Annotated in this window: 11 protein-coding genes; 3 read left to right on the top strand and 8 right to left on the bottom strand. The window is 67.7% G+C overall.

Annotated elements, in window-relative coordinates; genetic code table 11:
* Positions 1-106: 106 nt before the first annotated feature.
* From AB5T46_RS16945 to hslO, 3 genes are all read right to left on the bottom strand, one after another.
* A complete protein-coding gene (locus AB5T46_RS16945) occupies positions 107-2,971 on the bottom strand; it encodes a TonB-dependent receptor domain-containing protein (protein WP_370565235.1) in 2,865 nt (954 codons plus the stop codon).
* 183 nt (positions 2,972-3,154) lie between these two features.
* Positions 3,155-4,003 (bottom strand): XOO1806 family protein, encoded by an 849-nt coding sequence (locus tag AB5T46_RS16950; protein ID WP_370565280.1) that lies wholly within the window; start codon positions 4,001-4,003, stop codon positions 3,155-3,157.
* 155 nt (positions 4,004-4,158) lie between these two features.
* Positions 4,159-5,061 (bottom strand): Hsp33 family molecular chaperone HslO, encoded by a 903-nt coding sequence (hslO, locus tag AB5T46_RS16955; protein ID WP_370565236.1) that lies wholly within the window; start codon positions 5,059-5,061, stop codon positions 4,159-4,161.
* Between the two features lie 128 nt (positions 5,062-5,189).
* Here hslO and mtgA point away from each other — a divergent pair, with 128 nt between their 5' ends.
* The 3 genes from mtgA to AB5T46_RS16970 all read left to right on the top strand — a co-directional run bounded on the left by mtgA (position 5,190) and on the right by AB5T46_RS16970 (position 7,579).
* On the top strand, positions 5,190-5,912 hold the full coding sequence (gene mtgA, locus AB5T46_RS16960; RefSeq protein WP_370565237.1) for a monofunctional biosynthetic peptidoglycan transglycosylase: 723 nt from the start codon (positions 5,190-5,192) through the stop codon (positions 5,910-5,912).
* Positions 5,913-6,162: 250 nt separating this feature from the next.
* A complete protein-coding gene (locus AB5T46_RS16965; protein ID WP_370565238.1) occupies positions 6,163-7,188 on the top strand; it encodes a glycosyltransferase family 2 protein in 1,026 nt (341 codons plus the stop codon).
* Entirely contained in the window at positions 7,148-7,579 is a 432-nt protein-coding gene (locus tag AB5T46_RS16970) for a CBS domain-containing protein (RefSeq protein WP_370565239.1), read from the top strand. The genes AB5T46_RS16965 and AB5T46_RS16970 overlap by 41 nt, the downstream gene beginning before the upstream one ends.
* A gap of 142 nt (positions 7,580-7,721) precedes the next feature.
* Here AB5T46_RS16970 and AB5T46_RS16975 read toward each other — a convergent pair whose 3' ends face one another.
* The 5 genes from AB5T46_RS16975 to AB5T46_RS16995 all read right to left on the bottom strand — a co-directional run bounded on the left by AB5T46_RS16975 (position 7,722) and on the right by AB5T46_RS16995 (position 13,119).
* Positions 7,722-9,650: an AsmA family protein gene (locus AB5T46_RS16975; RefSeq protein WP_370565240.1), complete on the bottom strand. Its 1,929-nt coding sequence runs from the start codon at positions 9,648-9,650 to the stop codon at positions 7,722-7,724.
* A gap of 150 nt (positions 9,651-9,800) precedes the next feature.
* Complete coding sequence (locus tag AB5T46_RS16980) at positions 9,801-10,178, bottom strand: hypothetical protein (protein ID WP_370565241.1); 378 nt, start codon at positions 10,176-10,178, stop codon at positions 9,801-9,803.
* Positions 10,179-10,233: 55 nt separating this feature from the next.
* Positions 10,234-10,884 carry a PAQR family membrane homeostasis protein TrhA gene (trhA, locus tag AB5T46_RS16985; protein ID WP_370565242.1) on the bottom strand — a complete coding sequence of 217 codons (651 nt, stop codon included), beginning with the start codon at positions 10,882-10,884 and terminating at the stop codon, positions 10,234-10,236.
* A gap of 165 nt (positions 10,885-11,049) precedes the next feature.
* Positions 11,050-11,442: an MliC family protein gene (locus AB5T46_RS16990; protein ID WP_370565243.1), complete on the bottom strand. Its 393-nt coding sequence runs from the start codon at positions 11,440-11,442 to the stop codon at positions 11,050-11,052.
* 72 nt (positions 11,443-11,514) lie between these two features.
* Complete coding sequence (locus AB5T46_RS16995) at positions 11,515-13,119, bottom strand: peptide chain release factor 3 (RefSeq protein ID WP_370565244.1); 1,605 nt, start codon at positions 13,117-13,119, stop codon at positions 11,515-11,517.
* Between the last annotated feature and the right edge of the window lie 560 nt (positions 13,120-13,679).

Consider the following 13,679-nt stretch of genomic DNA (forward strand, 5'->3'; position numbering starts at 1 on the left):
ACTCTCGGAAATTGCCGCGAATTGAAGCCGAATCTTGGAACCACTTCTAACCAAAAAACTGCGGCCCCTTTCGGGGCCGCAGTAGTATTGCTTGGTTACATGCCGATCAGAAGCGCTGCACGTACTCCATGTACGTGTAACGGCCCGGAATGTCGTACTGCGGGTCGAAGTTGTTGGCAAACGCATTGAAAGCGACCGGCGGTTCCTTCGCGAACACGTTGTTCGCACCCAGCTTGACCGTACCGTTCCACGGCAGTTCATAGCGGAACTGAACGTCGTGGTAGGTGGTCGCGCCCAGGCGGTTGCGTCCGTCGGGACCTGCGTCATTGCGGCGGAACTCGTCCGAGCAAAGCCCGACCGCCGGCTCACCCGGGTCAGCAATGAACGGGCAGTCCTCGGTCAGGCCGGAGTTATAGCGGGCCGTCCATGCCACACCGATGTCACCCATCGTCCAATCGATCGTGGCATTGGCGCGCAGACGCCAGTACGGATCCGACTGCAGGTATTGGCCGACCAGGCTCTCGGGCTCGTCCCCGGGCGCGAAGGTCTCTTCCCACTTAGACGTATAGGAGCTGTCCAAGACGAAGCTGAAGCTGCCGTAGGCGGTGTCGGGCATGCGGTAGCTGGCGTTGAAGTCCCAGCCTTCCACTTCAATGATGCTGAAGTTCGCCGGCACGAGCTGCATGTCGACGATCAGGCCGTCCGCACGACGGGTCAGGAGGTCACAGAACCCCTGGGCGCCTTCCTCATAGCACTTCCTGAGGATGTCCGCGGCCGACGGAGTGTTGAGGGCGTCCTCGATCTCGACATTCCACCAGTCAAGCGAGATGTCCAGGTTGTCCACGAACGACGGGCTGTAGACGAAGCCGAGCGTCTTGCTGGTGGAGCTTTCCGGGCCAGCGTTCGGGTTGCCACCCAGTGTGAATGGAAAGATGGTCTGGCCGAAATAGCCCATGCCTTGGTTGGTCTGCTGGATGAATCCGGCAGGTACGCCACCGGCCGCGCAATTGGCGGCGATGGTGGCATTGCGTCCGCCGTAATCCTCGGAGCAGATGTCGCCGAACTGGGTGAAGGTGTCGGTCTGGCCGCGGAACAGCGTCTGGATCGGCGGGGCGCGGAAACCTTGCGACCAGTTGCCGCGGACGAGCAGATCGTCGATTGGCTTCCACTTGAAGCCGAACTTGCTGTTCAAGGTGTCGCCGAAGTTGCTGTAGTCCGAGTAGCGGGACGCCAGCGAGAACTCGAGCAACTGTGCACCGGTCACATCGGCCAGCAGCGGAATCGCGAGTTCGGCGTAGATCTCGTCGAGATCATAGGCACCTTCGGTCGGCTGGCGGGAGTTGCCGGAAGTAAAACCGGCCGCTACGAACGCGTCCGGACGGTCGAAGCCACTCTCCTTGCGCGACTCGATACCGGTCGCAAAGCCCATCATGCCACCCGGAAGCTCGAACAGCTCGCCGCTGATATTGGCCGTGAAGGATTCGCTACGGCCCTGGAAAGCGTCCTGCGCGGTAAACAGGATGTAGTCCAGCATTTCCTGGGTCACGCCGCCGGCCGGCGACAGCGGATTGAACGGCACGCAGCCGTCGATGATTTCGCCGCCCGGCGCGTCGACGCAGACGACGCGGCCATCGCGAACTTCCGACGGACCGATACCGGCAGCCACGTTCAGCATATTGGCGTCGCCGATCTGCGCATCTTCCTGGTCCGACTTGTTGAAGTTGTAGCCGACGTCCCAGTTGAAGAAGCGGTTGCCGAATTCGAACGCGCCTTCGAGACCGACATAGGTGTGGAAGGTCTTGACGTTCTGCTGATAGACGCGGGGCTGTTCGGTCAGGCGGTGGCTCCAGATCACGTCCCGGCCGTCGCCACCATAAATGGTGTTATACGGGTTGTAGTAGCTGTCGCCGCTCATGAGGAAATTATTGCTGACGCCGCCATTGAGCGGGAAGCCAGCCAGCTGCTGTTCCGAACGCCGCTCGTTGTACATCGCGTCGGCACGGAAACTGATGCTGTCGGTGATGTCGTAGCGACCCTTCATGTACAACGAGGTACGCGTCTGCGGTGTGAGCAGATAGTTATCGACGGCGTAGTTGTACGTGTACTCGGGGGACATGGGGACGGTCTGGTCGAGACCATAGCGAGGATCGCCTGGCACGCCAGAAGCAGTGGCGCCTGGGGGCACGATTCGCGAGACGATTTCGCCATTCGGGCCGGCATTCCAGATCCGACCGTTATTGGAATAGCCGCTGTACTGCGAAGCTCCAAGCCCGATGACGGGGTCACGAGAGATGGTGCGGTGGCCCGCCATGACTTCGTTTTCCTCGACGCGCGACAGGCTGACTACCACGTTGCCGCGGTCGTTGCTGGCACCGATCGTTGCGTCGACCGAGGAGCGCTCGCCGTCACCCTGGCCGAACTGCCCGTAGTGGGCCCGCGCCTCGAAGCCCTCGAAGTTGCTGCGGGTGATGATGTTGACCACGCCGGCGATGGCGTCGGAACCATAGATGGACGAAGCGCCGTCCTTCAGGACCTCGATGCGCTCGACGATCGCAGCGGGGATCGTGTTGAGGTCGACGGAGCCGGTGAGGGTGGAAACCCAGCGGCGACCATCGACCAGCACCAGGGTGCGGGACGAGCCGAGATTGCGCAGTGCGATCTCCGACGAACCGTCACCACCATTGTTGAAGCTGCGGTTGATTGCCGATCCGTTTGCGGAAATGCGTTGCAGGATTTCAGCGACCGAGGTCAGGCCGGTCTTTTCGATATGAGCGCGATCCAGGACGAGAACAGGCTGCGAGGTCTCGGCGTCGACCGAGCGGATACGCGAGCCGGTGACTTCGATGCGGTCGAGGGTGGTAGGAGCCTCGCTTTCCTGGGCAAACGCAATGCCCGTACCGCCGAGGGCGGTCGCGCCCGCCGCGAGCGCGAAGGTAATCGCCTCGCGGAGCTTGGTGGTCTTCAGTGTCATCTCTCTCTCCAAGTGAGTCTTGGGAAATTCCCATGGGAACCCGCCGTTGGCGTCAAACGAGACGCCTAATTCGGCAAGGCCGGGGCCGATGGTAGCCCCCCTTGGAGAAAAATTAAAGTGTCGTTAACACGCGAGCGGACAGCGGGAACTTCACGCCATTTCGAGTGCGGAAAGCAGCCTCGGTCAGAGGTCTTGCTCGTAGCGGACGTAAGGCACGGTGCCTTCGTCCTCGCCGTTCTCGCCACGCGGTGAGAACGGGTTCCTGCCGCGGGTGACGACGTTCTCGGCGCCCACGGTCAGCTGGCCGCTCCAGGGCGTGCGCCAGGTCAGGCCAAGTCCCAGGCCTTCCCAGCGCGGCTGGCCGGGCGTGTCGATGACCTGGCCGATGACGTTGGCGCCGAAGTCGCCGAAGCCGCCGCCGACGCTCAGCGATTTGCTGTCCCAGCGGTCGGCCAGCCCGTCGGGAGCCTGGGTAAAGGGAATGAGCCGGGCCTTGGCGACCGTGCCGGCGATCGAGACATAGCCCTGGTCGCGGATATTCTTCTGCACGAAGACGGTGAGGTCGTTGCCGTCCACCTGGCCACCGCCGCCACGCGCGGCGCCACTGGACGTCAGCCAGGGCGGCAGGCTGCCGCTGCTCTCGCCGACCGATACGCCGACGCTCCCGCCGGGGCGGCTGAGTGCGGCGGTCGCGGTGTTGCGGCGTGCGCCGCCGTCACCACCGATACCGTCGTCCAGCGACGCCAGCAGGCAGTTGTTGGCGAGATTGCCCAGCGCATGCGACAGGCCGTTCTGGTGATCGCAAAGCAGGGCCAGCGAATCGCCGGCTTCCAGGCCGAACGCGACATCGAGCCGGTTGCCGCCGAAGCGGAGCCGGGCGCCGGAGCGGGCGGCATCGTCGTCGGTGGGCTCGAGCACCAGCAACGCCTCCAACTGGCCGCTGGCGTTGTTCCAGATCGGCAGCACGGTCTGATCGTCACGCTTGGGCTGGTTCTGCGCGTGCGCACCCGCCGCAACGCCAAAGGCGAGCAGAGCGGCGAGCGCGAGCTTTGCGGGACGCAGAGACATGGCGGACGGTCGACTCGAAGACGAAGTCGGAAGTTCCCCGGAACGGCGGGATCCGACTCTACGCGGTTTATGTTTATTTAACAATCCCCTGCTCCCGTCGAGATGGTCCCCGCCGGGGGCTACTGCAACCGCGTCGGAGCCGACATTGGAACCGGTCCGGCGGTGAACAAGGCGTCAATGGCGGCGTGGTCGAAAGCGTAGCTCTGGCCGCAGAATTCGCAGCGGACGTGGACGCGGCCGTCGACCAGCGCGGCCCGGGCCTCGTCCTGTCCCAGCGACTGCAGCACCGCGGCCACCCGATCGCGGGAGCAGGAGCAGCCGAAACGCAGCGGCCGCCGATCCAGGAGTTGCGGCGACTCCTGGTGGAACAGCCGCTGCAGCAGGGTGGAGGTGGGGCAGGCGAGCAGTTCCGGTGCCGTCAGGGTGTCGAACAGGGCGCTGGCGCGATTCCAGCCGTCGGCGTCGCCGTCGTCGCCCGGCAGCTTCTGCAGCATCAGTCCCGCGGCCGCGGTATCGTCGGCCGCCAGCGCCACGCGCGTCGGCAGTTGTTCGGATTGGCGGAAGTAATCCTCGAAGGCGACCGCCAGCGAGTCCGAGGCGAGCGCCACCAACCCCTGGTAGCGCTGCGGCTCGCGGTCGCCGGCGCGCGGGTTCTCGATGGTGATGGCGAGGGTGGCGCCTTCGCCCGCCTCGCGCAGGCCGTGCGAGAGGGTCGTGGCGTCTTCGGCGAGGCGCACGATCCCGCGCAGCGTGCCGGCCGCTGTGCACTCGGAGAACAAGGTGCGCAGGGCGCCCTCGCCGCGCAGCTGCACCGACAGGCGCCCGTCGATCTTGGCGTGGCCGGTGAACAGCGCGGCGGCGGCGCTCGCTTCTCCCAGCAGTTCCGCGGCCGCGGCGGGGTAGTCGTCGCGTGTCCGGATGTCGCTCCAGGTGTCGCGCAGGTGCACGCGCACGCCGCGCACGCCGGCGTCGGGCAGCAGGAAACGGGTCAGGCAGTCGCTGTCGGGTCGGGGTGCGGTCATGCTCGGGACGAAGGATGCGGGGCGGAACCGCCATCATGTCGGATAATGCGCGATACGCAGGACAAGAATGGAGAGACGAACGTGATAGATGGGGCTGCGGTCGCGAGGCGCAAGCCCGGGGCTTGGCGATGAGCGCACGCGCTCGCGCGCCGCGGTGGCGGCGCTGGCGCAGGCGCTTGCTGATGTTGCCGCTGGTGCTGGTGCTGCTCAGCATCCTTCAGGTGCTGGCACTGCGCTTCGTCGACCCGCCGTTCTCGATGTTCATGGTGGCGCGGCAGCTGCGGGCCTGGACCGCGGGCGACGGCGACTTCCGCGTCGCCTATCGCTGGCGCGACTTCGATCGCATCGCGCCGACGCTGCCGCTGGCGGCGATCGCCGCCGAAGACCAGAACTTCGCTGCGCACCACGGTTTCGACCTGGAGGCGATCGAGAAGGCGCGCGAGCACAACGCCGGTGGCGGGCGGCTGCGCGGCGCCAGCACGATCAGCCAGCAGGTGGCGAAGAACCTGTTCCTGTGGAACGGTCGCAGCTGGGTGCGCAAGGGCCTGGAGGCCTGGTACACGCTGCTGATGGAGCTGATGTGGCCGAAGCAGCGGATCCTGGAGGTCTACGTCAACGTCGCCGAGTTCGGCGACGGCGTCTACGGTGCGCAGGCGGCGGCACGGACCTTCTTCGGCAAGGACGCGGACGCGCTCGGGACCGCCGAAAGCGCGCGCCTGGCGGCGGTGCTGCCCAATCCCAAGGGCTACAGTGCGGCCCGGCCCGGCCCCTATGTGCAGCGCCGCACGCAGGCGATCCAGCGGCAGATGCGGCAGATCGGGGGCGTGGCGCATCTCGAGCAGCTGGAGTGAGAAGGCCGATGTTCGCAGCCGGGATCCCCGCCTTTTGTAGGAGCGGCTTCAGCCGCGACCGCGCGCGCCATGATCTTCCCAGATCACCACGACAGGCGGCAACGAACAGCCGTCGTCGTTGTTCTCCGTCGCAACGCGCGGCGGCGCGTTCATCATGGCAGCTGCCTTGAGGGCATGCCTGGCGCGGTCGCGGCTGAAGCCGCTCCTACAGGAGGGGGCCGATGCCGGGGAGGCGGGTTAGGATGTGAAAATGCCCCGTGACCAGCTGACCGTCGTCGTCGTCGCCTACAACGAGGCCGAAGCGTTGCCCGTGTTGCAGGCGCGGATCGCGGCGGCGCTCGATACGCTGGCGGCCGATTGCGTGGACAGCCGCGTGCTCTACGTCGACGATGGCAGCCGCGACCGCACCTGGGAGGTGCTGCGGGAAATCGCAGCCGCCGACCCGCGCGTGTCGCTGCTGCGGCTGTCGCGCAACTTCGGCAAGGAAGCGGCGCTGACCGCCGGCCTGGACCTGGTGGAGGAGGGCGCGGCGCTGATCCTCGACGCCGACGGGCAGGATCCGCCGGAGCTGATCCCGCAGTTCGTGGCGCGCTGGCGCGAAGGCTACGACGACGTCCACGGCACCCGGCTCCAGCGCGAAGGGGAAGGCTGGCTCAAGCGCGCCTCCGCGCACGTCTTCTATCGGCTGATGCAACGGCTGTCGAAGACGCCGATCCCGGTCGACACCGGCGATTTCCGCCTGCTATCGCCGCGGGCACTGGCGGCGTTGCGGCAGCTGCGCGAGCGCCACCGGTTCATGAAGGGACTGTTCGGCTGGGTCGGGTACAAGCGGGTGGCGATTCCCTATCTCCGCGAGCCGCGGCTGGCGGGCGCCAGCAAGTTCGGCTTCTGGCGGTTGTGGAACTTCGCCCTGGAAGGCATCACCAGCTTCTCCACCGCGCCGCTGCGGCTGGCGACCTATGTCGGCCTGGGAACCGCGGCGCTGGCGTTCGTGTACGCCGTGTGGATCGTGATCAAGGCCCTGTTCCTGGGCGACCGCGTCGCCGGCTGGCCGACGATGATGACGGTGATCCTGTTCCTCGGCGGCGTGCAATTGATCGCGCTGGGAATGATCGGCGAGTACCTCGGGCGCCTGTACGACGAGTCGAAGCAGCGGCCGCTGTATCTCGTCGACACCTGGCTGCCGGCGACCGGAGTATCCTCGCGCCAGGTCCAGCCGAGCGGAGGCGAGCATCATGCGTACGGTGAGACAGCTGCTGGAAGCGAAGGCGCCTGAGATCTTCGCCGTCGGGCCGGACGTTCCCGTGCTCGAGGCGATCCGGCTGATGGCGCAGAAGCACATCGGCGCGGTGCTGGTGATGCAGGGCGGCCGCCTGGCCGGAATCCTGTCCGAGCGCGACTACGCGCGCAAGATCGTGCTGGAGGGCCGCTCCTCGAAGGACACCCCGGTGCGCGACATCATGACCGCCGAGGTGATCACGGTGCGGCTGGAGGACAACGTGCAGCGCTGCATGCAGATCGTCACCCGCGAGCGCATCCGCCACCTGCCGGTGGCCGATGCCACCGGCAACGTGCTCGGCGTGGTCTCGATCGGCGACCTGGTCAAGGCGGTGATCGAGGACCAGCAGCTCGAACTCGACCAGCTGCAGCGCTACATCTCGTCCTAACGGGACGCACGTGGGCTGTAGTGTGAGAGCGACGGAAGTCGCGACAGGGAAAGCCGTCGCGACTTCCCGGCGGCGGCATGCCGCCGCCACTCCTACAAGGCGATAACTTGCAGCCCGAAGGCCGGAATCCGGGACTGCCCGCCTATTTCGCGTATTCGCCGCCGCAGTCGCTGTCCTCGCCGCCGCCCATCTCGATGGTCGCCAGCAGCGCCGCCGGCGGCGCGATGCTGCCCAGCGTCACCGCCAGCGCGCCGCGCAGTCCGAGCCGGCCGAGGTCGGGGCGGATGTCGGGATCGGCGAACGTTCCGTCCACCACCAGCGGCGAGCGCAGGGTGAGGATGCTGCGGTCCTTGGGGCGCGGCCGCAGCAGCAGGTCCAGCGTTTCCTCGCGCAGGCTGATGCGGCCTTCGCCGACGATGATGGTGTCGGTGGTGTCGAACGCCAGCGCGCGCGCTTCCATCACGCCGTCCTGGACCGTGAAGTCGCCGAACGCGCAGCGGACCGGGATGACGCGGTCGCCGGTCAGCAGGAAGGCCAGCGCTTCGGCGATGTCGATGCCGGCCAGTTCCAGCAGCAGGTTGCTGATCTTGCCGCGGCCCATGCCGATGGCGATGTCGCCGTCGGCGCTGCCGAGCATCCGTGCGATCGAGTTGCCGCTGCCGGCGATCGCCACGTGGCCGGCGATATCGCCCGTCGCCTCCTGCGCCAGTTCCGCATCCGGAAACAGGCGGCCCAGGTCGAGCCCGCGCAGTTCGGCATCCATGCGTGTGCGGATCGGCTGGTCGCGGGCGTTCATGCGGATGCTGGAACGGATCTCGCCACCGGCGGCGCCGAAGTTCAGCGGCTCCAGGCGCACCAGGCCGTCCTCGAGCAGCAGGCGGCCGTCCATGTCGTCCAGCGGCAATGCCGGGGACTCGATGCGCTGCGCGCGCAGGCGCACGTCGGCATTCATCGCGTTCAGCTTTTCGAGCCGATAGGGCGTGTCCGGAAGCACGCGGCCATCGGCGGCTTGCCGCGCCTGCTGCCCGGTTCCCTCGTCATCTGCCTGGGGGTCGCCGCCGATGAAACCGGCAAGGTCGTCGAAGTCGAGCAGTTTCGAGGTCAGCTGCGCACGGAAGAACGGACGCTCGCCGCCGACGGTGACGCTGGCGTCGCCGCCGAGATCGCTGTCGCCGACCTTCCCGGTGAATCCGTCGTAGCGCCAGGTGTCGCCGTCGCGGCGGAAGCGGCCGTCCAGCGAATACGGCGGCGTCGGCGGCAGCGCGATGCCGAGCAGGGGGTAGAGGTCTTCGAGATCGTCGCCCGACAGGGCCAGGCTCAGATCGAAATCCCGCAGCCGGAACACGTTTACCAGCGCGCCGCGGGCATGCGCATGTGTTGCGCCGGCGCTCGCACGCAGGTCGATGCGATATGGCTGCCCGATGTCCCGCAGGCCGAGCGGCGACTCCGCGCGCCCGCGCAGGCGGAAATCGCTGCCTCGCCAGCGGCCGCCGCCGTCGAGCACGACCGGTGGCGCGGCATGCGCGCGGCGCGGCGCGCGGCTTGCGATGTCGACCTCGATCTCGGTGTCCCGCGCCGCATCGACGAACAGCAGCTGGCCGTCCTCGACCCAGAGCCGGCCGAGTCGCGGCGGCGTGCCGTCGTCGTCGCTCTCCCCAAATTCCCAGTTGCCGCCCTCGGGCCCGGTCTCCAGGCGCAGGCGCGGCTTCGCCAGCCGGATGTCCGGAATCAGGATCTCGCCGCGGAACAGCAGCGACGGCACGTCGAGGCCGAACTCCAGCCGCTCCGTGCTCGCCATCAGCGGCTGTTCGGACCAGTCGGCGTTGCCGAGCCGCAGTGCGTCGGCGCGGACCGTTGCAACCCGGCCGAGGCCGACGTCGAGCCTTTCGATCTCGAAGCTGCGGCCGGTGCGCGCCTCCACGGCGCGCTCGACCGGGCCCTTGAACCAGTTCCAGTCCCATAGCGCGAACAGCACGATCAGGGCCAGCATCACCGCGGCAAGCGCGGTCCACCAGGGATGATCGACGACCGCGGCGAGGTGTCGCGGCCGATGTCGGGGAGCGGGCGTCATGGGCTTGGTCGCAGCGCTCGAGTTTCCCGCACCATCGGCATGCGCCGGTCAAGCGGGAGTGAATGCAGTCGGCGCCGGTTCAATCGCGGCGACGCGGCGGTTGTGCCGCCCGTGCCCCGGCGGGAGGCCAGGCAGCCTCCCGCGGCCGGCTTATTCGCCCGCCCGCTCGCAGCGCAGCGTGCGGCCGGTGTCGTCCTGGCTCAGCGCGGCATAGTCGCCGTCGACGACGAAGCGCAGGCCGACGTCGGACCAGGTACTCGGCTTGCTGCCCGTGATCGCGCCCAAGTTGACCACGCGACCGTCGCTCATGCTGACCCGGGCGCTGTGCCCGTCGCGGACCAGGTCGACACGATTGCCGCCGTCGCAGCGGTAGCGCGCGTCGATGGCTTCGTCTGCGACCGCGGCCACGGTCGCCGGTTCGGGCTCCGGTGCGGCATCGGCGGCGGCAGGCGCTTCGTCGACCTGCTGCCGGCAGGAGGTCGCGAGCAGCGACAGGCCGAATGCGAGACAGAAGAGGGGTCTGGTCATGGGGAGTTCGCCTCCGGGCGCGGGATGGCCGGACGCCGATGATAAACATCCGGCGTCAAACGGGCGCGATCACCTGGGCCATCACCGCGATGTAGTGGCAGACGCTGCCGGCGATGCAGAACAGGTGCCAGATGGCATGGGAGAACGGCACCGACTCGCGGTGGTAGAAGTACGTGCCCAGGGTATAGGCGATGCCGCCGGCCATCAGCCAGCCGAACGTCCACGCATCCAGCGCCGCGACCACCGGCTTGATCGCGACCAGTACCAGCCAGCCCATGGCGATGTAGATCAGCGTCGACAGCCGCTTGAAACGCCCGGTGAAGAACAGCTTGAAGATCACGCCGGCGAGGGCCAGCGTCCAGATCGCGGCGAACAGCGACCAGCCCAGCGTGCCGCGCAGGGGGATCAGGGTGAACGGGGTGTAGGTGCCGGCGATCAGCAGGTAGATCGCGCAATGGTCGAACACCTTGAGCCGGCCCTTGAGCACCGGATGGGCGACGGCGTGGTACAGGGTGGAGGCGAGATAGAGCAGCAGCAGGCAGAGGCCGAACACGATCGATGTGCCCAGCTGCCAGGCGTTGCCGTGCAGCGCCGCCAGTGTGATCAGCACCGCGCCGCCGGCGAGCGCGGCGGCCGCGCCGACGCCGTGGGTCAACGCGCTCGCCAGTTCCTCGCGTTGCGCACGCAGTTCGGCGGTCAGGATCATGGCGACACCTTCGGCGGGACGCGTGGAGCAATTGCTCGGTTTTCGCGACGTACGCGGAAACGGCAGACTGGAGAAGCCATCGTTGCGATGGCAGGCATCACCGGATCCGGTCGTGATCGCAGCCACGACCGCAGGTGTTGCCCATGGGCCCAGTCGTCGCGGGGATCACAATTTGCTGCAGTTCCGTGTCGGGCCCTCATCCTGGTGCAGTTGCACGTTCGGGTCTTCGACCATCAGGCTCAGTGCTTCGCCGACGTACGCGTCGTCGCCGCCCTGCGAGGCGGACTCCGCACGCGGCAGGGCGATGGTGCGGCCGTCGGGCAGGGTGACGTCGGCGATGGCGCCGGCATAGGAGATGCGCAGCTCGCTGCCGTCGTCGCAGCGATAGCGGACGGCGATGTCGTCGGCCGCGACCGGCGGGTCCACCGGGGCGATCGCGTCGGGCGCGGTCTCGATGTCGGCCGTCGCGCCCTCGGCGCCGGAGGGCTCTCGCGGCTGGCAGGCGACGCATGACAGGACCAGCGTCGCGCAGAGCACGGCATGCCGCTTTTCGTTCATTGCTCGCTCCCGTGCGTGGGCAAGCGCGGAGCCTAGCGGCGCCGCCGGCAACGGCAGGTGATGGCGATGCCGTCAGTCCACGGCCACCGCGTGCGCATGCTCGCGGGTGGCCAGCAGCCGCACGTCGGGCCAGCGCTCCGTCGTCAGCTGCAGGTTGACCCGCGTCGGCGCCAGGTAGACCAGCTGGCCGGCGGCGTCGATGCCGAGGTTGGAGGCGTTCTTCTCGCGGAACTCCTCCAGCTTCTTCGGGTCGTCGCAGCGCACCCAGCGGGTGGTGACCACGCCGACCGGCTCGAAGCCGGCGTCGACGCCGTATTCGTCCTTGAGCCGGTAGGCGGCGACGTCGAACTGCAGCACGCCGACCGCGCCCAGGATCAGGTCGTTGGACATGAGCGGGCGGAAGAACTGGGTTGCGCCTTCCTCCGACAGCTGCGCCAGGCCCTTCTGCAGCTGCTTGAGCTTGAGCGGATCGCGCAGGCGCGCGCGACGGAACAGTTCCGGGGCGAAGTTGGGAATGCCGGTGAAGGCCAGCGCCTCGCCTTCGGTGAAGGTGTCGCCGATCGAGATGGTGCCGTGGTTGTGGATGCCGATCACGTCGCCCGGCCAGGCCTCGGCGGCGATCTCGCGATCGCTGGCCATGAAGGTCAGCGCGTTGGCGAGTTTCTGCTCCTTGCCGCTGCGCACGTGGAAGGCCTTCATGCCGGCGACGAACCGGCCCGAGCACACGCGCATGAAGGCGACGCGGTCGCGGTGCTGCGGGTCCATGTTGGCCTGGATCTTGAACACGAAACCGGTCAGCTTCTCCTCGGCCGGCTGCACGGTGCGGGTGGTAGTGGCGCGCGGCTGCGGCGACGGCGCGTGCTGCACGAAGAAGTCCAGCAGCGGCTGCACGCCGAAGTTGTTCACCGCCGAGCCGAAGAACACCGGTGTCTGCCGGCCGGCCAGGTAGGCTTCGGCGTCGAACGGGTGCGACGCCCCCTGGACGAGCTCGAGTTCGTCGCGCAGCTCGGCCAGCATTCCGGCGCCAATGCGCGCCTCCAGGGCGGGATCGTCGATCGAGGCGAAGATGGTCGAGTCCTGGCGGGTGAAGTTGCGGCCCGGTTCGTACAGGTGCACCTCTCCGCTGACCAGGTGCACCACGCCCTTGAGGCGCTGGCCCATGCCGATCGGCCAGGTGACCGGCGCGCACTGGACGCCGAGCACGGATTCGACCTCGTCGAGCAGGTCGATCGGATCGCGGCCCTCGCGGTCGAGCTTGTTGATGAAGGTCATGATCGGCGTGTCGCGCAGCCGGCAGACCTCCATCAGCTTGATGGTGCGTTCCTCGACGCCCTTGGCGACGTCGATCACCATCAATGCGGAGTCGACCGCGGTCAGCACGCGGTAGGTGTCCTCGCCGAAGTCGGCATGGCCGGGCGTGTCGAGCAGGTTGACGATGCAGCCTTCGTACGGGAACTGCATCACCGAGCTGGTGACGGAGATCCCGCGCTCCTTCTCCAGCGCCATCCAGTCCGAGGTGGCGTGGCGCGCGGCCTTGCGGCCCTTTACCGAGCCGGCCATCTGGATCGCGCCGCCGAACAGCAGCAGCTTCTCGGTCAGCGTCGTCTTGCCGGCGTCGGGGTGCGAGATGATGGCGAAGGTGCGGCGGCGCGCGGCTTCTGTGGAAACGTCGGACATGGGGAGTAGCGCCGAGGGGCGCCGTTCGGGAGGCGGAAAGACGCAATTATAAGAGTTCCTCCGTTGTTCTGCGCTGTAGTGCGTAGCCCGGATGCAGCGCAGCGGGGCGCTTTTGACAATGGCTGAAGGCGGACATCCGGGGCGGTGCTTGGATTTGCGGGCTTCGGGTACAGCGGCGCCCGGGCCGGGGCATGCTCCCCGGCTCGGTCCGCCATCCATGGCGGACTCGCCGCCGCAGGCCGCGCCAGGCAGTTCCTTCCGTGGCGACGAAGTAGCCCCGTCGCCACGGGCGGCACCCAGTGAATAGCCGCTCCAGGCAGCCGTCGCAACCAGGCAAGCCCCGTTGTCATGCTGGTTCCGGAAGAGATCTTCGGCTTCGGAACGAGCGGCGCCCGGGCCGGGGCATGCTCCCCGGCTCGGTCCGCCATCCATGGCGGACTCGCCGCCGCAGGCCATCCATGGCCTGCTCTCCGCATACCCCAGCCCGGGCGCCGCACCGGCAATTCGCTTTCGGATGCGCGGAAGCCCTCCTACCGAAGCCGACGAGGGTTGGAGCGGGA

Origin of the sequence: Luteimonas salinilitoris (assembly GCF_041300785.1) — a bacterium.
GTDB lineage: Bacteria > Pseudomonadota > Gammaproteobacteria > Xanthomonadales > Xanthomonadaceae > Luteimonas > Luteimonas salinilitoris.

Coding starts and splice junctions, on each gene's coding strand:
- AB5T46_RS16945 (WP_370565235.1), bottom strand. CDS start 2,971: ATGACACTGAAGACCACCAAGCTCCGCGAGGCGATTACCTTCGCGCTC.
- hslO (WP_370565236.1), bottom strand. CDS start 5,061: ATGACCGCACCCCGACCCGACAGCGACTGCCTGACCCGTTTCCTGCTG.
- mtgA (WP_370565237.1), top strand. CDS start 5,190: ATGAGCGCACGCGCTCGCGCGCCGCGGTGGCGGCGCTGGCGCAGGCGC.
- AB5T46_RS16965 (WP_370565238.1), top strand. CDS start 6,163: ATGCCCCGTGACCAGCTGACCGTCGTCGTCGTCGCCTACAACGAGGCC.
- AB5T46_RS16970 (WP_370565239.1), top strand. CDS start 7,148: ATGCGTACGGTGAGACAGCTGCTGGAAGCGAAGGCGCCTGAGATCTTC.
- AB5T46_RS16975 (WP_370565240.1), bottom strand. CDS start 9,650: ATGACGCCCGCTCCCCGACATCGGCCGCGACACCTCGCCGCGGTCGTC.
- AB5T46_RS16980 (WP_370565241.1), bottom strand. CDS start 10,178: ATGACCAGACCCCTCTTCTGTCTCGCATTCGGCCTGTCGCTGCTCGCG.
- trhA (WP_370565242.1), bottom strand. CDS start 10,884: ATGATCCTGACCGCCGAACTGCGTGCGCAACGCGAGGAACTGGCGAGC.
- AB5T46_RS16990 (WP_370565243.1), bottom strand. CDS start 11,442: ATGAACGAAAAGCGGCATGCCGTGCTCTGCGCGACGCTGGTCCTGTCA.
- AB5T46_RS16995 (WP_370565244.1), bottom strand. CDS start 13,119: ATGTCCGACGTTTCCACAGAAGCCGCGCGCCGCCGCACCTTCGCCATC.